The sequence below is a fragment of the Gordonia sp. SMJS1 genome (genome assembly GCF_029866425.1).
Lineage (GTDB): Bacteria > Actinomycetota > Actinomycetes > Mycobacteriales > Mycobacteriaceae > Gordonia > Gordonia hongkongensis.
Window position 1 is genome coordinate 4,485,542 of record NZ_CP123381.1, and the last position, 19,228, is coordinate 4,504,769.

The following is a 19,228-nucleotide window of genomic DNA, read 5'->3' on the forward strand; positions in this document are numbered from 1 at the left end:
AGATCGACGACGCGGCGGAGGCCTCGGCGGACTGAAGCGTTCCGATCACCGTGAGCGTTTCCCTCGATAGCACCACCACCACAGTGGTCTGATGAATTCGATTGCCATCAAACGACATTGAGAAGAGGACGAGAGATGACCCTGGCGCAGATCGAGGACCGGACCGAGCGCGAGCAGGCAGCTCAGCAGATCTACCGCGACGCGGGGATCACCGTCGACAAGCTCGGCGAGCACATCGGGGCACGCATCGGCCAGGTGCGGCTCGGCGGCGACCTCACCCCGGAGCAGGTGGAGGCGATCCGCCTGGCGCTGGCGATCAACAAGACGATCGTCTTCGAGGGCCAGGACCAGCTCGACGACGACAGCCAGTACGCCTTCGCCGAACTCCTGGGCGATCCCACCGCACCTCATCCGACGGTGACCTCACGCGGCGAACAGCTGCTGACCATCGAAGGCGCCGCGAACAGCTGGCACTCTGATGTGACGTTCGTCGATCGCATCCCGAAGGCGTCCATCCTCCGGGCGGTGACGCTGCCGAGCTACGGCGGCGCGACGACCTGGGCGTCGACGGTGGCCGCCTACGAGCAGCTGCCGAAACCGCTGCGCGCGTTGACCGAAGAGCTGTGGGCCACCCACACCAATCTGTACGACTACGTCGGCCAGAAGGAGCCCTCGGGTGGTGTCGACGTCAGCCGCAAGGCCGAGCACTACAAGGAGTTCACCAGCTCCGAGTACCAGACGCTGCACCCCGTCGTGCGCGTCCATCCCGAGACCGGCGAACGCAGCCTGCTGCTCGGACACTTCGCCAAGGAGTTCCGCGGCCTCAAGAGTTCCGAGTTCGCCGACCTCTACCAGCTCCTCCAGGCACGTATCACCAAGCTGGAGAACACCTTCCGGTGGAACTGGAAACTGGGCGACGTGGCGATCTGGGACAATCGCGCCACGCAGCACTACGGCATCGCCGACTTCGGCAACCAGCAGCGTGAACTGCACCGCATCACCCTCGCCGGCGATGTGCCCGTCGACGTCCACGGTCAGGCGAGCCAGGTTCTCCAGGGCGACGCGACGCACTACTCGGTCGTCGAAGAACCCGCCCGACTGTCGGTGTTCGCGGCCTGACCCGTGCGCGCGTCACCGCCCGCTCCCTGAGTTGCGAGGAGCGCAAGCGACGAGCCTCGAAGGGTCCTGGCGAGGTGCGTGGCAAACCCTTCGTGACGCGCCCTCCGCAAGCTCCGGGCGCTCCTCAGGGAGCAGAGAGTGCGGCTTGCGCTCCTCTCGCCTCAGGGCCGGTCGCCCTCGGCGACCGGCCGTTCCGGGTCCGACGACCACTGCGAGAACGATCCGGGGAACAGCGTGGCGTCGATCCCCGTGATGGCGAGCGCCGCGATCTGGTGCGCGGCATTGATCCCGGAACCGCAGTAGACGACGACATCGGAGCCGGCCCCGGCGTCGATACCGAGATCTGCGAACCGGCGTCGTAGCTCCTCCGCCGTACGGAAGCGGCCGGAGGTGTCGACGTTGTCAGCCGTCGGGACACTGATCGCCCCGGGGATGTGGCCGGCGCGCGGATCGACCGGTTCGACGTCGCCGCGATAGCGTTCGGCGGCCCGGGCGTCGAGCAGGTGTGCCGGCCCGGCCGCGACGTCGTCGATGGTCGCGACCGGCAGGTGTCCGGCGCTCAGGGTCACGTTGCCCGTTCGCGGCCGACCGCCGTCGCCCGTGGTCGTGCGCAGACCTTCGGCACGCCACGCCGCGAGGCCGCCGTCGAGAAGTCGCACGTCGGCGACTCCCGCCCACCGCAGCAGCCACCAGGCGCGCGCGGCCGCGAGGTTGCCGGAGTCGTCGTACACCACCACCGGGACGGCGTCGTCGATCCCCCATCGCCGGGCCGCCTCCTGGAGGTCGGCGACGTCGGGCAGCGGATGCCTGCCGCCGACCGGTCCGGAGGGCGGGGCCGCCAGTTCGGAGTCGAGGTCGACGTAGACCGCACCGGGGATGTGACCCTCGCGATAGGCGTGCCGACCATCGAAGTCGCCCAGTTGCCAGCGCACGTCCAGCAGGATCGGCGGAGTCGCCAGCAGCATCTCGGCCAGCTCGAGCGGGGTGATGAGGACCTCGGCCATGGCGGCGAGGGTACCAACGCGACCCGATGGCAGAATGGGGCAATCCGCCCATGACCGGGCACCTGGGCCTCCGTCGCCCTGTCGTCACCACCCTCAGGAGTCCATCCCGTGGCGTTGTTTCCTGCCGTCGTCTTCGGACTCATCACCTTCTGGCTGCACCGGCGCATCGTCCGCGCGACCGCGATGCCGCGCCCCTGGTCGATCATCGCCGACGTGGCGCTGGTCGTCCTGTGGGCGCTCGCCCTCATCGGCTTCGCCACCGGACGGGTGCTCGACCCGTCGTGGGCGCGGCCCATCGGCACGATCGGGCTGATCTGGCTCGCCGCCGTCTTCTACCTGTTCCTCGGCCTCGCGGTGGTGGGCCTCGTGTCGTTCGCCGCACACATCGTCCGCTGGATCCGGCGACGTCGATCCGGAGTGCAGGACAACCCCTCGTTCGCGGCCCGTCGGCTCAGCAAGCTCCGGGTCGCCACGGCCGCGGTCGTGGTGGTCGCGCTCGGGGTCACCGGCTACGGGGTGTGGGAAGCATCTCGCCCCCAGGTCGTCGACGTCGACGCCACGTTCGCGAGCCTGCCGCCGCAGTTCGACGGAACGCGCATCGCGGTGATCTCCGACCTGCACGTCGGCCCGGCCCGTGACGCGTCGTTCACCCAGCGCGTCGTCGACGACGTCAACGAGCAGAAGCCGGATCTCGTCGTCCTCGTCGGCGACCTCACCGACGGCACCATCCCGAACGTCCGCGACACCCTCGAACCCCTCGCGGATCTGGATGCGCCTCTCGGGGTCTTCGGTGTGAGCGGCAACCACGAGTACTACGCCGACGACGGTGGCCGGTGGCTCGACGTCTGGGAGGAGGTCGGCGTGCGCACGCTGCGCAACGTGCGGGTGCCCATCGAAGTCGACGGCGCGACCATCACACTCGCCGGCGTCCACGACGCCACCGCCCCCGAACCGTACGAGCCCGACCTCCCGGCGGCGTTGGCGGGAACGTCTCCCGACGACTTCACCCTGCTCCTCGCCCACCAGCCCAAGCAGGCCGTCGAGGCATCGGATCTGGGTGTCGACCTCCAGCTGTCCGGGCACACGCACGGCGGCCAGCTCTGGCCCATCCGCTACCTCGTCCGCGCCCAGCAGCCGACGATCACCGGGCTCGACCAGATCGGGAACACCACGATCTACACCACCCGCGGCGCCGGCGCCTGGGGCCCGCCGGTCCGTGTCCTGACGCCGCCGGAGATCACGATCCTCACGCTGCGATCGGCGCCGCCTGCCTCCTGAGGCGCGAGGAGCGAAAGCAACACCCCCTGCCCCCTGAGGTGCGAGGAGCGAAAGCGACGAGCCTCGAAGGGCTGGTGAGTTGACTCGCCGGCCCTTCGAGGCTCGCTTCGCTCGCACCTCAGGGAGCAGATGGGTGGGCTCGCTCGCACCTCAAGGAGCAGGATGGGGCTCGCTCTCGAGGAGCAGCGGCTCAGCCGTTGATATCGGAAGGATGGGTCGCCAGTGGGGTGACCTTGATCCGCATGTACGGGAACAGCGGCAGACCTGACAGCAGGGTGTGCAGTTCGTCGTTCGACTCGACGTCGAAGATCGAGTAGTTGGAGTACTCCCCGACGATCCGCCAGATGTGCGGCCACTTGCCGGCGCGTTGTAGATCCTGCGAGTACGCCTTCTCCCGTGCGACCGTGTCGGCCCGCAGGTCGGGGTCGAGGTCGTCGGGAATGGAGACGTCCATCCGCACGTGGAACAGCACTACTTCGCCGGGTCCAGCACGAAGTCGTAGGAGACGGTGAAGCCGCCCTTGCCGTCGTCCTGCGGGTCGAGCACCAGTTCGGGTTTGACGGCGCTGGCGACGTCGTCGTCGTTGTGCGGGTCGCCCGGGAAGTACAGCTGTGCGGTGAGCTGCTCGTGGCCCGGCGCCGAGACCTTGAGGTGCAGGTGCGCGGGACGCCACGGATGCCAGCCCGCCGCGGAGATCATCTTCCCGCACGAGCCATCGGTCGGGATCATGTACGGCGCGGGCCGGATGGTGGTGATCTCGAAGCGGCCCTCGTCATCGGCGGTGAAGGTGCCGCGCAGATTCCACTCCGGGATTCCCGGCGCGAACTGCGAGTAGAAGCCGTCGTCGTCGGCGTGCCAGAGTTCGACAGTGGCGCCGGCGAGGGCGGTGCCGTCGCACGACCGGACCTGGCCGGTCCACACCAACGGATCGCCGGGCTCGTTGTCCCGCATGGGCAGAGTGCCCTTGGCGCCGAGTTCCGGAGCGTCCGGGACGTAGTACGGGCCTTCGATGCTGCCCTTGTTGCCCTGACGATGCGAGGTCGCGACGTCCTCGACGACGTGCTCCACCCAGACGTCGAGGAACAGCGGCCACTCGCCGTCCTCACCGACGTTGATGAGCCACGCCTTGAGCGCGTTGTACTCGTCGTAGGTCACCTTGTGCTTCCGGATCACCTCGTGCACGCCCGCGAGGACCTCGTTGATGAGGGTCGAGACACGTTCCGGCGCAGTGTCCTTCACTGCCTCGAACGGAGACTTGTCCGCGTGGAACCGCTCGGTGGCGGAGGCGCCGGACGCCGCGGCGGTGGCGACTTCCTGGGGATGCTCGGTGGTGGTCATGTTCTTCTCCTTGCTACTGGGTTCGCGGGGCTGCCACGAGACGTGTTGTGGGCGTGCGGGTCTAGTTGTCGGTGCGATAGCGGTCGAGCTTGTCCGGATCGATCTCGAAACCGATGCCCGGCGCGGTCGAACGGTGCAGGTGGCCATCGCGGATCTGCAACGGCTCGGTCAGCAGGTCGTCGCTCATGTCCAGGAAGTTCGACAGCTCACCCGCGTAGCGCGAGGTCAGCTCGAAGGCGCTGCCGAAGGCGAGCGTGCACGCCGTCCCGATCTGTCCGTCGATCTGGTTGCCCATGACGACCGGGACGCCCAACCCCTCGGCGAGGTGATGCGTGCGGCGTGAGGTGGTGAAACCCGACCGCGCGGTCTTGATGCTGACGGCGGTCGCCGACCGGCCGAGGATCTCGCGGGTGACATCGGCCGGCGTGGGCACCGATTCGTCGGCGATGAACGGCACCGGCAGCTGTTCGACGAGCCACCGGCGACCGAGCACATCGGCTGCGTCGCAGAGCTCTTCGGCGAACAGCAGATCGAGGTCGGCCATCTCCCGCATGGCTCGCGCCGACTCGGCTGCGGTCCAACCCCGATTGCCGTCGACGTAGAGTTCGACGTCGCTGCCGAACCGCTCGCGGAGCGCGCGGACGACCGCGGTGTCGAGGGATGCCGGGTGACGTCCGACCTTCACCTTGAAGGTGCGGATCCCGTAGGTGTCGACCATCTTCTCGGCTTCGGCGACCATCGCGGCCGGCTCGGCGAAACCGAGCATGTGACTCACCCGCATCCGGTCGGTGTAACCGCCGAGCATGTCCCCCACGGGCAACCCCAGGACCTTGCCCAGCGCATCCCAGATCGCCATGTCCACAGCGGATTTCGCGGCCGGGTTGCCGACCGTGCGAGCCATCCGGGCGGCGACCACCTCACGCTCGAGCAAGGTCAGGCCGACGACCGCGGGCGCGAAGATGCCCTCGATCACGGCGATGATGCCGTCCTGGGTCTCGCCATAGGTGAACGGGCGGGGCGGCGCCTCGGCGACGCCGACCACGCCGGCGTCGGTGTGCACCCGGACCAGCACGTGGGTCGCGGCGTGCACCTCGCCGGAGGCGAACCTCAGCGGCTTCACGTACGGGATGGCGAACGGAATCGCCTCCACAGCGGTGATTTTCACGGTTTCTCTCCAGATCGAGCACCCAGTCGGGTCCTCACGGAACGGTGGTCGGCAAGCTGGGTGTCGCGCGACTCTGCGGCGGCGGGATCGATGAAGGCGGAATCGGCGAAGGCAGCGGCGATGACGTCGGCGACCGCGGTGACGACCGGGTCGTCGGAACCCGATCGCCAGGCGAGTGCGACCTCGACGGTGTCGGCATCGACGAGGTCGCGCACCACCAAACCGTCGAGCGGAAGTGACCGCACCGAGGCCGGGAGCAGGGCGACCCCCAGCCCGGCGGCGACCAGGGCCAGCAGCACCGCGGTACCCGGCGCCTGGTGCGCCCGGTGGGGAACGAAACCCGCTGCGCGACATGTCCGTATTGCGGCGTCGTTGACGGCGGAGTCCCGGCTGTCGTACAGCACGAACGGCTCGTGGCGGAGGTCGGCGACGGAGACCACGGGCTCGGCGGCCAGTCGGTGATCGACCGACACCGCGAGAACCATCGGCTCGACATCGATGACCGTCGTGTCGATGTGCTCCCCGATTGCCGGCGGGCGCAGGATCCCGAGGTCGAGGGTGCCGGCACGCAGGGCGTCGCACTGGCCCGGCGTGAGCATGTCGGACTGGATGCGAAGATCCACATCGGGCAACTCCCGCTTGACGACCCGCGCGATGCGCGGCAGATGGGAGAACGCGGCGATACCGGTGATACCGACCCGGACGAGGCCGCTGCGGCCGGCGGCGATCCGACGCACGCCGTCCACGGCTTCGTCCACGCCGGCAAGAATTCGCTCGGCCTGGGCCCTGAGGTACTGCCCGGCCGGGGTGAGCGACACCTGACGGGTGGTCCGCGTGAACAGGGTGACGTCGAGCTCGGCCTCGAGCTGGCGGATGGCGTACGACAGCGCGGGCTGTGCCACGTGCAACGACGCCGCCGCCTGCCCGAAATGACAGGTGTCGGCCACGGCGGCGAAGTACCGCAGGTGCCGTAGCTCCATGACCTACCTCGTCTCCTACCGATCGATCACCGCGGCTGTGACCGCGGACACGTCTCACGGTAGAGCGTCGATCCATACATGACAAAGACACAAATTGCGGCGATTGATCGACGCCATTGATCAATAGGTTGCTTGGCCAGGACTGGCAATTACCCGGGTGTGATCGCCACCACGTGCTGCCACAGTGCAGAGAGCAGCCCACTTTCTGGAGGTATACGACCATGACCGCGTCCGTATCGGAACACTTGAATCATGTGAACTCGGTCCTCGGCGACGCGGTCGTCGACGACCGAGACGCCGGTGTCTACCGCGCCAATCGGCGCATCTTCACCGATGAGGACATCTTCGAGTTGGAGATGAAGCACATCTTCGAGGGCAACTGGATCTATCTCGCACACGAGAGCCAGGTCCCCGAGCCTGGCGACTACTTCACCACCTACATCGGCCGGCAGCCCGTCGTCATCACCCGCGACAAGAACGGCGAGTTGCACTGCCTGATCAACGCCTGTGCGCACCGCGGCGCGATGATCTGCCGGCGCAAGACCGATAACCGCATGACCCTCACGTGCCCGTTCCACGGCTGGACGTTCCGCAACGACGGGACCCTTCTGAAGGTCAAGGATCCCGATGGGGCCGGCTACCCCGACACCTTCGACGTCGACGGCTCGCACAACCTGACCAAGGTCGCCCGCTTCGACAGTTACCGCGGCTTCCTGTTCGGCAGCCTCAACGAGGACGTCGCCTCGCTAGGGGAGCATCTCGGCGACACCCGACTGATCATCGACATGCTCGTCGACCAGTCGCCGGACGGACTCGAGGTCCTGCGCGGCGCATCGACGTACACCTTCGACGGGAACTGGAAGGTACAGGCGGAGAACGGGGCCGACGGCTACCACGTCACCGCCACCCACTGGAACTACGCGGCCACCACGTCTCGTCGCGGCACCGGTGAGTCGACGAACGACACCAAGGCACTCGACGCCGGCGGCTGGGGGAAGTCCGGCGGCGGCTACTGGTCCTACCCCAACGGTCATCTGTGCCTGTGGACATGGGCGGCCAACCCGCAGGACCGGCCGCTGTGGGATTCGCTGGAGCAGCTCAAGGAGATCCACGGCGACGCCAAGGGCGAGTTCATGGTGAAGGGGTCGCGCAACCTGTGTCTGTACCCGAATGTCTATCTGATGGACCAGTTCTCGACGCAGATCCGCCACTTTCGTCCGATCGCGCCGGACAAGACCGAGGTGACGATCTACTGCATCGCGCCCAAGTGTGAGAGCGACTCCGCGCGGGCTCACCGCATCCGCCAGTACGAGGACTTCTTCAATGCGTCCGGAATGGCGACTCCCGACGACCTCGAGGAGTTTCGGTCGTGCCAGCTCACGTTCCGGGCGCAAGCCGCGCCGTGGAACGACATGAGCCGCGGTGCCGAGCACTGGCTCACCGGTCCCGATCCCGTCGCCGAATCGCTGGGCATGACCGGGGTCATCTCGGCCGGCGTCAAGAACGAGGACGAGGGGCTCTACCCGGTCCAGCACGGTTACTGGCTCGAGCGGATGCGCGCAGCTGCCGCGAAGGAAGAGGCGGCGGCCGAACAAGCAGCGGCCCCAGCCCAGTAGACCGCCGCCCAGCCCACCGCCCTGAAGGAGAGCACCATGACCACCGCTGAGACCAATTCCGCCGCTGTCGATCCCGCCGGGTCGGGCACATCCACCGGCGGAACGCTCATCACCCAGAACATGATCGAGCAGTTCCTGTACCGCGAGGCCCGCTACCTCGACGACCGCGAATTCGAGAAGTGGCTCGACTGCTACGCCGACGACGTCGTGTACTGGATGCCGGCCTGGGACGACCGTGATCGTCTCACCGAGAACCCGCACCGCGAGATCTCGCTGATCTACTACGGCAACAAGGGCGGCCTCGAGGACCGGGTCTTCCGCATCCGCACCGAGCGGTCGTCGGCGACCTCACTGCCCGAACCCCGGACGAGCCACAACATCGGCAACGTCGACGTCATCGAGCGGCGCGGTGATCTCGTCGACGTCCGGTTCAATTGGCACACCATGTATTTCCAGTACAACACGGTGGACCCGTACTACGGGACCTCCTTCTACACGATCGACTTCTCCGGCGAGCAGCCGTTGATCCGGCGCAAGACGATCGTGCTGAAGAACGACTACATCCACCACGTGGTGGACATCTACCACTTCTAGGACCCGTCCATGACTGTCACCACCGACAACGGCTTCGGCGCCGACCTGCGCGCCCCCGACGGCGAGGCCACCATCCATCGGGTGGCGCTGTCCTTCGAAGACGGTGTCACGCGGTTCATCTCGTGCCGCGAGGATCAGACCGTCGCCGACGCCTCCTACCGTCAGCGGATCAACATCCCGCTGGACTGCCGCGACGGGGCCTGTGGAACGTGTAAGTCGTTCTGCGAGTTCGGCGATTTCGACGGCGGGGTATACATCGAGGACGCGCTCTCCGACGACGAGTCCGCCGCGGGCTATGCGCTCCCCTGTTGCATGAAACCCAAGTCCGATCTCGTGCTGCAGATCCCGGCGACCTCCGATGTCGCCAAGACCCAGGCGTCCCGTTTCACCGGCACCATCGTCGAACTCGATCGACTCTCGGACTCGACCATGCGTCTCGAGGTCCTGATCGAGAACCGCGGGGAGCTGGCGTTCCTGCCCGGACAGTACGTCAACATCGAGATCCCCGGCAGCGACGACGGCGAGGGCACCCCGGTGACCCGGTCGTACTCGTTTGCCAACGGCCCGCACGAGGACTGTCTCGTCTTCCTCATCAAGCTGAGTCCCGGCGGCGCGATGTCGACCTACCTGACCGACCGCGCCGCCCGCGGCGAGGAGATCGCGTTCACCGGTCCGCACGGATCGTTCTTCCTGCGCGAGGCCACCCGCCCCGTGCTGCTGCTGGCCGGCGGCACCGGCCTTGCGCCGATCCTGTCGATGTTGCGGAAGCTGCACGCCGACAACAGCCGTCGAAAAGTCCACCTCATCTACGGGGTGTCCACCGACACCGATCTGGTTGCCCTCGACGAGGTCGAGTTCTTCGCCGAGAAGCTGCCCGGTCTGACGTGGGACCACTGTGTCTCGGACCCGGCCAGTTCCGCGGTCAACAAGGGCTACGTGATGAGCCTGATCGAGCCGGCCCACCTCTACGACGGGGATGTCGCGATCTACCTGTGCGGTCCGCCGCCGATGGTGGAGTCGGTTCGCAAGCACGTCGCCCAGGCCGGCATCGCGCCGACGGGCTTCTACTACGAGAAGTTCGCGCTCGCGGCGCGTCCGGAGGCCGGTGCCGACGACGGCACAGTCGACGAGACCGAGGTGCTCACCGACGAAACCGCCCGGGCGACTACCGCGGCGTCCGACTCGTCCGCGCCGGACGCCGACGACCCGATCATCGTGGCCGCGAACGCCCGGTCGATCGCCGGACAGCAGACTCTCCCGGCCGCAGACATGGCGGCCTGGTCGGGTGCACGTCCGTCGGTCGCCGGCGACGATTCACTGGTCCGGATCGCTGGACAGGTCGTGTGGCACACCGAATCCGATGACCGCGGACTGGAATCCGATGCGGGGTTGCTGCGACCGACGGCGTCGCATCCGGCGGGTCCGGCACGGTCGATCGCCGGGCAGGAGGTGTTCGCGCCGTCGAGCCTGGAACCGCTGCACGAAGCGGTTCCCGCGGTGGCGACCGAAACGCCCACCGTCGGGGACACCGTGGCGGGACCGGCAGTCGTCGGTTCGCAGGGCTACCAGATCGGCGAGGAGCATCCGGCGATCCACGAGTCGGACGCCCTGTTCGAGGCCCGGGCCGCCCTGGAACTGGGCGCACTCGAGCTGACGTTCGGGCGCTTGTCCATGCAACAGCTGGCCGGTTACCGTATGCTCGCCGACGCCACGGTGCCGTACGTGGACGGTGATCGCTTCGTCGATGCCGCGGAGTACACCGAGACCAACGCCGCGTTCCACGACTACCTCTTCGCCCAGACCGGTAACGATCACCTGCTCGAGGCCTACAAGGCGCTCGGCGTCAAGGGCCGCATGAGTGAAGTGCTACGGAACGCGACCTGGTGTCACCCGTTGTGCGCGCAGGACCACATCGACATCGTCTCGGCGTTCGAGGCCGGGGACCACGACGCGGCACGAGCACTGATCACCGCGCATGCCGACCGGTCGAAGCAGACCATGCGCCGAGCGATGGCCGACGAATCGGTTTCGCGTCGATCGCGTTTCGTCACCCCGGGCCGGTTCGCCGGCAAGGTCGTCGTCATCACCGGTGCCGCACAGGGGATCGGCGAGCAGACCGCCCGGCGAATCAGCGCCGAGGGCGGCAGGGTCGTCCTCGCCGACCGGTCGAAACTGGTCGCCGAGGTGTCCCGCGATCTCGACGCGAACGGTCCCGGCGCGGCAGCCGCCATCGCCGACCTGGAGGGTTTCGGCGGCGCCGAGTCGGTGATCCGGCAGGCGTTGTCCACGTACGGTCGGGTGGATGTGCTGATCAACAACGTGGGCGGCGCCATCAACTTCAAACCGTTTGTCGAGTTCACCGAGGAGCAGATTCGGGCCGAGATCGACCGGTCGCTGATGACGACGCTGTACGCGTGCCGGGCGGTCCTGCCGTCGATGACACGCGCCGGGGGCGGGGTGATCGTCAACGTCTCCTCGGCGGCGACGCGAGGCATTCACCGGATCCCGTACTCGGCGGCGAAGGGGGCGGTGAACGCGTTGACCGCGTCACTGGCGATGGAGTACGCCGACGACGGCATCCGAGTGGTCGCCACGGCGCCGGGAGGCACCGAGGCACCGCCGCGTCGGATCTCACGCGGTACACCGGAGCCGCGCAACGAGATCGAGTCACAGTGGTATCAGGCCCACATCGACCAGACGATCGCGTCGTCGTCGATGCACCGGTACGGCACCCTCGACGAGCAGGCGGCCGCCATCTGCTTTCTCGCTTCCGACGAGGCGTCGTACATCACCGGGACCGTGCTGCCCGTCGCCGGCGGCGATCAGGGTTGAGCTGCTGACTAGTATGGACCGATGATGGTCACCGGCGGGTGCGTCGGCCGCGACCGCGAGATCGAATTGCTCTTCTCGCGGCTCGACGCCGTGTCGGAGTCGGGCTTTCTGGCCGTCACGGGAGATCCCGGAATCGGCAAGTCGACGCTGCTGAGGCACCTGGTCCGGCGGCGACTGTCTGCTCCGACAACCGGTTCCACGTTGTGGGCCGCGGTCTCACCGTGGCGAGCGCACACGCCCGGCGCACTCATCCGGCAGCTGGTACAGGACCGGCCCGACGCCACACCCGCGACCGCTGCCGACCCGACCCCGGACGACCTGCTCGACGCACTACTCGCAGCGGTCACCACTCCTGCAGAGTCATCGACCGAGGTGCCCGGCGACACCGCCGGACTCATCGCCGTCGACGACGCCGACCTCGCCGACGAGGAGTCACTGCAGGCGTTGGTCTCACTCACCCGAGAACACCGGGATCGCCGAATCCTGGTCGTCCTCACCATGTCTCGGCCGGGCGCCCGGCTCGTCGGCAACGCACTCGACGAGCTACGACTCGACGGCCTGGACCCAACGGGTACTGCCGACCTCGCCGCGCAGCGCGGCATCGTGCTGCACCCGGCGATGCGGGAGGAACTGGCCCGGCACACCGGCGGGAATCCCCGCGACATCGTGGCCCTGCTCGACGAGGTCCCGCCAGGTACCTGGTCCCGCACCGGCGTGGGACTGCCTGCGCCGGCCCATGTCGTCGCGATGGTGCGGAAGCGATTGCCGGACAACGGCACCTCGGCTCGCGCGCTCATCGAAGCGCTCGCGATCCTCGACCCGGCCGAGCCCCTCGCCACCGCGATTGCGCTCGCCGGGATTAGCGACCCCCTGGCCGCGATCGACGACGCGCGCGCAACCGGTCTGGTGACGGACGACAGGGCATTGACACCCGCGGAGGCGCAACCGCGTCTCGCGGGTCCCCTGGTGCGGGCCGCCGTCCTCGAGGTCCTCGGCATGAAGACCGTGGGCGACGCCCACCGTCGGGCTGCGGACCTCGTCGACGACCCTGCCCGACAGCTCCATCACCGCGTCGCGGCCACCTCGACGGTCGACGCCGCCCTCGCCGACGCCCTCACCGACCTGGCACGCGCCCGCGGCGCCGACGGTGCGTGGGCCGAGGCCGCCGGGCTGTACGGGCAGGCGGGCCGGCTCACCCCCGATCCGTTGCAGCGCGACACACGGGTGACGCTCGCGGTCGATTCGCTCCTCGCCGCGGGCGACTGCACCGGTGCCGGCGCCCTCGTACCGACCGTGGAGAGCCTGCGCGAGACACCACTGCGCAATGCGACCCTGGCGTACCTCGCCATCCTGCGGGGCCGGTCGGCGGAGGCACAGCTGCGTCTCGACCGGGCGTGGGCGATCGTCAACGTCGAGCGCGAGCCCGATGTCGCCGCCCTGATCGCGCAACGTTTCGTCCTGCACAACCTGGTCCGATGCCAGGGCACCGAGTTGGTGGACTGGGCCGATCGCGCGGACGCGATGGCCGACGCCGGATCGGCCGCCCGAGTGGAGGCCGCCGTCATCCGTGGACTCGGACTGGCCTGGTCGGGACACCCGGATGCCGCACGCGCCGAGTACCAGACGGTGTCGGAACGGGTTCGATACGGCGCGCAGGCGCAGCGTGCGATCATGGGTCGCGGTTGGCTCGAACTCGGCCTCGACGAGATCGACGCTGCGCGTACCGATCTCGAAACCGCCGTGTCGATGGCGCAGCTCGGTGGCTCCACCCGGATCACGTTGTGGGCGCTGGCCTGGCTCGCCCGGGTCCAGTTCCTCACCGGCGACTGGGACGATGCGCTGCGCGGCGTCGAGGCCGGCCGCGCGCTCGCCCGCAACAGCGGCATCGCGCTCACCACGCCCCTGCTCAACTGGACTGCGAGCCAGATTTATTCGCTGCGCGGGAACTGGGAGGACGCGCATGGAAGTATCGCACAGAGCAGCACCTCCATCGGCGACTACGAGATCATGCGGATACCGGACCTGCTGGCCCGGGCCCAACTGGCGGAGGCCGCAGCCGACTACGGCAAGGTCCGGCGGATACTGACGCCGCTCGTCGCGATGGCCGAGTCCGTCCCGGCCCTGTCCGAGCCGGGCCTGTGGCCGTGGGTCGACGTCCTCGCCAACGCACTGGTCCTCGAGGGACGGCACGAGGCCGCCGACGATCTGCTGCGACGCTACGAGATCCGGTCCGCCGAACGGGGCCACCGGTCGTCGGCAGCCCGGATGAAGTACGCACGCGGCCGCCACCTCGGTGCGACCGGTGACATCCACGGAGCACGACGCACCTTCGAGGAGGGCATCGAACTCCTCGACGGTCTCGGCCTGCGCTACGACCAGGCGCGGGTGAACTTCGCCTACGGCCAGACGTTGCGACGTGCGGGCAAGCGCCGGGTCGCCGACGCCGTCATCGGGACTGCCCGCGACCTGTATCTGTCACTCGGCGCGACCACCTACGTCGAACGCTGTGAACGCGAACTGAAGGCGGGCGGTCTCGCGACGTCGCGTGGTGAGAACCACACCGCCACAAAGGGTACCGCCGAACTCACTCCGCAGGAGGAGGCAGTGACCGCCCTTGTCGCGCGCGGCCTGTCGAACCGGGAGGTGGCGGCCGAGCTCTACATCTCACCGAAGACGGTGCAGTACCACCTGACCCGGATCTACGCAAAGCTCGGTGTGCGGTCCCGCGCCGAACTCGCAGCCACCCGCCGGTGACGTCGACCGTGCGTCAGACTCCGTCGACCGTGCGTGTGTACCTGCAGGCGATCTATGCTCCGGCCGTCGCGTAGGCGGCGGTGCGGTCGGTGACCGGCGCACCGGTCCGGTCCTCGACCATCCCCAGGTCCACGCCCGGGGCGAACTCGACGACGTCGAATCCCGTTCCGGCGACGTCGAACACACCGAGGTCGGTGATCACGCGACTCACCACGCCGCGGCCGGTCAGCGGCAGCGCGCAGCCCTCGAGCAGCTTCGGGTCACCCTTCTTGGTGACGTGGTCCATCAGCACGATGACCCGGCCGGCGCCGTTGACGAGGTCCATGGCGCCACCGATGCCCTTGACGAGGGCACCCGGGACCATCCAGTTGGCCAGGTCGCCGTTCATCGCGACTTGCATGCCACCGAGGACCGCGACGTCGACGTGGCCGCCGCGGATCATCGCAAAGCTCGTGGCCGAATCGAAGTACGACGCCCCGGGCAGCACCGACACGGTCTGTTTGCCGGCGTTGATGAGGTCGGGGTCGACCTCGTCGTCGTAGGGAAACGGTCCGACGCCGAGGATGCCGTTCTCGGCGTGCAGGTGGACGCCGGAGTTGTCCGGCATGAGGTCGGGAATCATGGTGGGCAGACCGATTCCCAGGTTGACGTAGTCACCGGGGGCGAGTTCGCGGGCGGCGCGGGCGGCCATCTCGGTACGGGTCCAGGTCATGTCGACACTCCTAGGCTGACGGCGATGCGGTGGGACGTTCACGGACGGTGCGCTTCTCGATCCCCTTGCGCGCGACCTGCTCCGGGGCGAGTTCGACGATCCGCTGCACGAAGATGCCGGGCAGGTGGATCTCGTCGGGTCCGAGCTCGCCGACCTCGACCACCTTCTCCGCCTCGACGATGGTGATGCGCCCGGCCATCGCCGCCGGCGGATTGAAATTACGTGCGGCAGCGTGGAATCGGCAGTTGCCGTCAGTGTCGACGACCGCTGCCCGGATGAGTGCGTAGTCGGTGACGATCGACTCCTCGAGGACCATCTCCCGACCGTGGAAGGTCCGCACCTCCTTGGGCGGCGACGCCTCCGCGATGGTGCCGTCGGAATGGTAGCGCCAGGGCAGCCCGCCCTCGGCGACGAGCGTACCGACGCCGGTGGGGGTGAAGAACGCCCCGATCCCGCTTCCGCCGGCGCGCATGCGTTCGGCGAGGGTGCCCTGAGGCGTGAGTTCGACGGTGACCTCGCCGGACAGGAACTGGCGGCCGAACTCCTTGTTCTCGCCGATGTAGGACGCGACCACCCGGTCGATACGGCGGGCCTCCAGCAGCAGACCCAGACCCGCACCGTCGGCTCCGCAGTTGTTGGAGACGATGGTCAGGTTCGCCGCCCCCTGCTCGAGGAGCGCGTCGATCAGGAAGCCGGGGATGCCGGCCAGCCCGAAGCCGCCGACCGCGATGCTCGCACCGTCGGGGATGTCGGCGACCGCCTCGGCGGCCGACGCCGCGAGTTTGGTCGGGCCGCCGGGACGGTCGACGACCGTCGTCGTGGCCGCACTGTCGCGAGTGCTCATTGCTGCTCCAGGTGTTCGATGAGTGCTGGAGTGATGGTGTCGACTTGTTCCGCGTTGGCCAGGTGGGCCGAGTCCGGGACCACCAGCAGGCGGCCGTTCGGCACGGCATCGACGATGTCGCGCAACAGATCCGGCGGTGTCGCCGGGTCATCGGCACCGGCGATCGCCAGTGTGGGCGCGATGATCGACGACAGGTCGGATCGCTGATCCATGGCGGAGATCGCCTCGCAGCAGGCCGCGTATCCCTCGGCAGGAGTGGCGGCGACCATGGCCTCGAACTGCTGTCGGGCTTCGGTGTTCGCGGCGAGGTAGCCAGGAGTGAACCACCGCTGGACCACGGCCGCGGCGACCACCGAGGTGCCGTCGGCGCGCACGAGTGCGGCACGGTCCGTCCAGCCCTGCGCCGGTGGCAGATACGCCGCCGTGCACAGCAGGGCCAGCCGATCCACTCGTTCGGGATTGCGTGCGGCGACGCGCATCATGGTCATCCCGCCGAGCGACAGCCCGACGAGGTGTGCTCGTTCGATGTCGAAGCGGTCCAGCAGCGCGATGACGTCATCGGCCAACTCATCGATCGAGTACGGCCCCGGTGGCACCGGCGAATCGCCGTGCCCCCGGGTGTCATAGCGCACCACGCGGAATCGCTCTTCGAGCGCGGCGACCTGCGAATCCCACATCCGATGCGTCGAACCCAGCGAGTTGGACAGTACGACCGCCGGTCCGTCGGGACGTCCGGTGACGACGGCGTGCACCTGCGCGCTCATCGGGTCGCCTCGAAGATAGCGGCGAGTCCCTGTCCGCCGCCGATGCACATCGTCTCCAGGACGAATCGGGCGTCACGCCGGCGCGCTTCGTAGGCCGCGGTGGCGAGGATGCGGGCGCCGGTGGCTCCGATGGGATGACCCAGCGAGATCCCGGACCCGTTGGGGTTCAGTCGTTCATCGGTCGGGTCGACCTTCCACTCCGCCAGGCAGGCGAGCACCTGGGCGGCGAAGGCTTCGTTGAGTTCGATGAGGTCGATCTCGTCGAGCGTGAGGTCGGCGCGGTCGAGGGCGGCGGCGGTGGCCCCGACCGGGCCGATGCCCATGACCTCGGGCTCGCAACCGGTGACGGCCCACGAACGCAGGGCGAGAAGGGGTTCCAGTCCGCGGCGCTCCGCCTCGGCGCGTGTGGTGACCACAGCCATGGCCGCACCGTCGTTCTGGCCCGAGGCGTTTCCGGCCGTGACCGTCGACTCGCCGTCGATCTTGAGCCTGATGGGACGCAACGCTGCAAGCGATTCCGCAGTAGCGTCCGCTCGCGGGTGCTCATCGCGGTCGACGACGGTGTCCGTACGGCCACGTCGGCCCGGGATGATGACGGGCACCAACTCGTCGGTGAAGCGGCCGCTGGCGTGCGCCGCGATCGCCCGTTCGTGGGATCGGGCCGCGAACTCGTCCTGCTCGGTCCGCGAGATGCCGTACCGCGCACGGAGATTCTCGGCGGTCTCGATCATCCCGCCCGGAACCGGGTGTGAGTCGCCGCCTGCGGTCAGACGCCCGCGGTCGAGGCGATCGCGGAGTTCCACGCCGCCCTGCTTGATCCCCGACCGCAGCCCCAGCGCGTAATGCTCGACGGTCGACATCGACTCGGCGCCACCGGCGACGACGAGGCGCGCACCGCCCGTCGCGACCATCGACGCCCCGGTCAGGATCGCCTGTAACCCGGAACCGCAGCGACGGTCGATCTGCATCCCCGGTACGCCGACTCCCAGACCGGCGTCCAGAGCCGCGATGCGACCGAGCGCCGGCGACTCGCCGTTGGCGTAACCCTGCCCGAGGATTACGTCGTCGACATCACCCTCCTCGAGTCCGGTGCGCCGGACGAGTTCGCGAAGGAGGTCGGTGGCCAGTCGGGTGACGGGCACGGTCGACAGCGCCCCACCCATGCGCCCGACCGGGGTACGCAGTGGCGAACAGACAACGATGTCGGTACCCGCGTCCGTGGTGAGTGAAGCCATGAGTCCACCCTAGGAAGCAACAGCGATATGCAGAAGTATCCATATCTCGGCATTTGATATGGAGCAGATATCAACGCTCTAGACTGACTCCATGGAACTGCGACACCTGCGCTACTTCCGCGCCGTCGCCGAGGAGCTGCACTTCGGCCGGGCCGCCGAGCGGCTCCACATGGCCCAGCCACCGCTGTCTCAGCAGATCCGCCAGCTGGAGGACGAGCTCGGGGTCGCACTGCTGATCCGGTCGACGCGTCGTGTCGAGCTGACCCCGGCGGGTGCGGATTACCTGCCGCGAGCCGTCGCGATCCTGGACTCGGTCGACGCCGCCGCCCGGCAGGCGCAGCGGATCGCCGACGGGCGGCAGGGCAACCTCGCGATCGGGTGCGTGGGTTCGGCCACTTACTCGCTGTTGCCCGCGCTCGTGCGCGCACTGAGCGACGAACTCCCCGATGTGGACGTCCACGTTCGCGGCGAGATGCTGGCACCGGCCCAGATCGCCGCGCTCGAGTCCGGGGACATCGACCTCGCCTTACTGCGCATGCCCATCAACACCACCGGACTGCGGGTCGAGTCGATCCGCAGCGACCGCCTCATCGTCGCTCTGCCCCACGATCATCCGCTCGCCCACGGCGCAGCGGATACGCCCGTCGACCTCGCCCTGCTGCGCGGCGACGACTTCATCGTGCACGCGGGCAGCGGGAAGTCGGTCATGCACGGGGTCCTGTCGGCGGCCGCCGGACGCGCGGGATTCGTCCCGCGCGTCCGGCACGAGGTCGAGGAGACGTCGACGCTGGTGACACTCGTCGCCGCGGGGGTGGGGGTCGCCCTGGTCCCTGAACCCACCTCAGCGCTCGGTATACCCGGCGTCGTCTACCGCCCGCTCGACACCGACGACGAGGTCGAACTGGCCGTCGCGTTCCCCGACGGGCCCCAGTCCCCGCTCGTCGACCGGGTCCTGGCGGTGTTGCGCACACTCTCCTGAACGCCGCAAACCCA

General features: G+C 68.5%; 16 protein-coding genes. 7 read left to right on the plus strand and 9 right to left on the minus strand.

The annotated features are described in order from the left end of the window. Nucleotides 1-135: 135 nt before the first annotated feature. On the plus strand, nucleotides 136-1,119 hold the full coding sequence (locus tag QAD21_RS20295; RefSeq protein ID WP_280360187.1) for a TauD/TfdA family dioxygenase: 984 nt from the start codon (nucleotides 136-138) through the stop codon (nucleotides 1,117-1,119). 161 nt (nucleotides 1,120-1,280) lie between these two features. Here QAD21_RS20295 and QAD21_RS20300 read toward each other — a convergent pair whose 3' ends face one another. Next, nucleotides 1,281-2,123, minus strand: a complete 843-nt coding sequence (locus QAD21_RS20300; protein WP_137809441.1) for a sulfurtransferase — start codon at nucleotides 2,121-2,123, stop codon at nucleotides 1,281-1,283. Between the two features lie 108 nt (nucleotides 2,124-2,231). On the opposite strand from QAD21_RS20300, the gene QAD21_RS20305 reads away from it, so the two are divergent. Continuing rightward, nucleotides 2,232-3,401, plus strand: coding sequence for a metallophosphoesterase (locus QAD21_RS20305; RefSeq protein WP_280360188.1), 1,170 nt, complete (start codon nucleotides 2,232-2,234; stop codon nucleotides 3,399-3,401). Between the two features lie 190 nt (nucleotides 3,402-3,591). Here the strand turns inward: QAD21_RS20305 and catC are convergent, their stop codons facing one another. The 4 genes from catC to QAD21_RS20325 form a co-directional block, all read right to left on the minus strand. Further along, nucleotides 3,592-3,873, minus strand: coding sequence for a muconolactone Delta-isomerase (gene catC / locus QAD21_RS20310; protein ID WP_058249761.1), 282 nt, complete (start codon nucleotides 3,871-3,873; stop codon nucleotides 3,592-3,594). After that, complete coding sequence (gene catA / locus QAD21_RS20315) at nucleotides 3,873-4,739, minus strand: catechol 1,2-dioxygenase (RefSeq protein ID WP_058249760.1); 867 nt, start codon at nucleotides 4,737-4,739, stop codon at nucleotides 3,873-3,875. The genes catC and catA overlap by 1 nt, the downstream gene beginning before the upstream one ends. Before the next feature lie 61 nt (nucleotides 4,740-4,800). Beyond that, complete coding sequence (locus QAD21_RS20320; RefSeq protein WP_065632576.1) at nucleotides 4,801-5,904, minus strand: enolase C-terminal domain-like protein; 1,104 nt, start codon at nucleotides 5,902-5,904, stop codon at nucleotides 4,801-4,803. Further along, complete coding sequence (locus tag QAD21_RS20325) at nucleotides 5,901-6,884, minus strand: LysR family transcriptional regulator (protein WP_137809443.1); 984 nt, start codon at nucleotides 6,882-6,884, stop codon at nucleotides 5,901-5,903. Before QAD21_RS20325 ends, QAD21_RS20320 begins: the two co-directional genes overlap by 4 nt. Nucleotides 6,885-7,105: 221 nt before the next feature. Here QAD21_RS20325 and benA point away from each other — a divergent pair, with 221 nt between their 5' ends. The 4 genes from benA to QAD21_RS20345 are packed head-to-tail and all read left to right on the plus strand — an operon-like array spanning nucleotide 7,106 to nucleotide 14,680. Further along, nucleotides 7,106-8,500 carry a benzoate 1,2-dioxygenase large subunit gene (gene benA, locus QAD21_RS20330; RefSeq protein WP_280360189.1) on the plus strand — a complete coding sequence of 465 codons (1,395 nt, stop codon included), beginning with the start codon at nucleotides 7,106-7,108 and terminating at the stop codon, nucleotides 8,498-8,500. Nucleotides 8,501-8,536: 36 nt separating this feature from the next. Beyond that, nucleotides 8,537-9,094 carry a benzoate 1,2-dioxygenase small subunit gene (gene benB, locus QAD21_RS20335; RefSeq protein ID WP_280360190.1) on the plus strand — a complete coding sequence of 186 codons (558 nt, stop codon included), beginning with the start codon at nucleotides 8,537-8,539 and terminating at the stop codon, nucleotides 9,092-9,094. Nucleotides 9,095-9,103: 9 nt separating this feature from the next. Further along, nucleotides 9,104-11,926 carry a benzoate 1,2-dioxygenase electron transfer component BenC gene (gene benC, locus QAD21_RS20340; RefSeq protein WP_280360191.1) on the plus strand — a complete coding sequence of 941 codons (2,823 nt, stop codon included), beginning with the start codon at nucleotides 9,104-9,106 and terminating at the stop codon, nucleotides 11,924-11,926. A gap of 21 nt (nucleotides 11,927-11,947) precedes the next feature. Next, nucleotides 11,948-14,680 (plus strand): LuxR family transcriptional regulator, encoded by a 2,733-nt coding sequence (locus tag QAD21_RS20345; RefSeq protein ID WP_280360192.1) that lies wholly within the window; start codon nucleotides 11,948-11,950, stop codon nucleotides 14,678-14,680. A 52-nt stretch (nucleotides 14,681-14,732) separates the two neighbouring features. Here QAD21_RS20345 and QAD21_RS20350 read toward each other — a convergent pair whose 3' ends face one another. Genes QAD21_RS20350 through QAD21_RS20365 form a run of 4 tightly spaced genes read right to left on the minus strand, consistent with a single transcriptional unit; the run spans nucleotide 14,733 to nucleotide 18,235 of the window. Further along, nucleotides 14,733-15,392 (minus strand): 3-oxoacid CoA-transferase subunit B, encoded by a 660-nt coding sequence (locus QAD21_RS20350; RefSeq protein ID WP_159371500.1) that lies wholly within the window; start codon nucleotides 15,390-15,392, stop codon nucleotides 14,733-14,735. A 10-nt stretch (nucleotides 15,393-15,402) separates the two neighbouring features. Further along, complete coding sequence (locus QAD21_RS20355; protein ID WP_065632570.1) at nucleotides 15,403-16,236, minus strand: CoA transferase subunit A; 834 nt, start codon at nucleotides 16,234-16,236, stop codon at nucleotides 15,403-15,405. Next, nucleotides 16,233-17,000, minus strand: coding sequence for a 3-oxoadipate enol-lactonase (pcaD, locus tag QAD21_RS20360; protein WP_277244027.1), 768 nt, complete (start codon nucleotides 16,998-17,000; stop codon nucleotides 16,233-16,235). The genes QAD21_RS20355 and pcaD overlap by 4 nt, the downstream gene beginning before the upstream one ends. Continuing rightward, nucleotides 16,997-18,235, minus strand: coding sequence for an acetyl-CoA C-acetyltransferase (locus tag QAD21_RS20365; protein ID WP_277244028.1), 1,239 nt, complete (start codon nucleotides 18,233-18,235; stop codon nucleotides 16,997-16,999). Before QAD21_RS20365 ends, pcaD begins: the two co-directional genes overlap by 4 nt. 91 nt (nucleotides 18,236-18,326) lie before the next feature. Between QAD21_RS20365 and QAD21_RS20370 the strand changes: the two genes are divergently transcribed. Next, nucleotides 18,327-19,214: a LysR substrate-binding domain-containing protein gene (locus QAD21_RS20370; protein WP_277244029.1), complete on the plus strand. Its 888-nt coding sequence runs from the start codon at nucleotides 18,327-18,329 to the stop codon at nucleotides 19,212-19,214. The last annotated feature ends 14 nt before the right edge of the window (nucleotides 19,215-19,228 follow it).

What these genes read in the sequence shown, in the direction of transcription:
- catA (WP_058249760.1), bottom strand. Translation starts at nt 4,739, where the DNA reads ATGACCACCACCGAGCATCCCCAGGAAGTCGCCACCGCCGCGGCGTCC.
- QAD21_RS20350 (WP_159371500.1), bottom strand. Translation starts at nt 15,392, where the DNA reads ATGACCTGGACCCGTACCGAGATGGCCGCCCGCGCCGCCCGCGAACTC.
- QAD21_RS20370 (WP_277244029.1), top strand. Translation starts at nt 18,327, where the DNA reads ATGGAACTGCGACACCTGCGCTACTTCCGCGCCGTCGCCGAGGAGCTG.
- benB (WP_280360190.1), top strand. Translation starts at nt 8,537, where the DNA reads ATGACCACCGCTGAGACCAATTCCGCCGCTGTCGATCCCGCCGGGTCG.
- pcaD (WP_277244027.1), bottom strand. Translation starts at nt 17,000, where the DNA reads ATGAGCGCGCAGGTGCACGCCGTCGTCACCGGACGTCCCGACGGACCG.
- QAD21_RS20365 (WP_277244028.1), bottom strand. Translation starts at nt 18,235, where the DNA reads ATGGCTTCACTCACCACGGACGCGGGTACCGACATCGTTGTCTGTTCG.
- QAD21_RS20345 (WP_280360192.1), top strand. Translation starts at nt 11,948, where the DNA reads ATGATGGTCACCGGCGGGTGCGTCGGCCGCGACCGCGAGATCGAATTG.
- benC (WP_280360191.1), top strand. Translation starts at nt 9,104, where the DNA reads ATGACTGTCACCACCGACAACGGCTTCGGCGCCGACCTGCGCGCCCCC.
- QAD21_RS20355 (WP_065632570.1), bottom strand. Translation starts at nt 16,236, where the DNA reads ATGAGCACTCGCGACAGTGCGGCCACGACGACGGTCGTCGACCGTCCC.
- QAD21_RS20325 (WP_137809443.1), bottom strand. Translation starts at nt 6,884, where the DNA reads ATGGAGCTACGGCACCTGCGGTACTTCGCCGCCGTGGCCGACACCTGT.
- QAD21_RS20300 (WP_137809441.1), bottom strand. Translation starts at nt 2,123, where the DNA reads ATGGCCGAGGTCCTCATCACCCCGCTCGAGCTGGCCGAGATGCTGCTG.
- benA (WP_280360189.1), top strand. Translation starts at nt 7,106, where the DNA reads ATGACCGCGTCCGTATCGGAACACTTGAATCATGTGAACTCGGTCCTC.
- QAD21_RS20295 (WP_280360187.1), top strand. Translation starts at nt 136, where the DNA reads ATGACCCTGGCGCAGATCGAGGACCGGACCGAGCGCGAGCAGGCAGCT.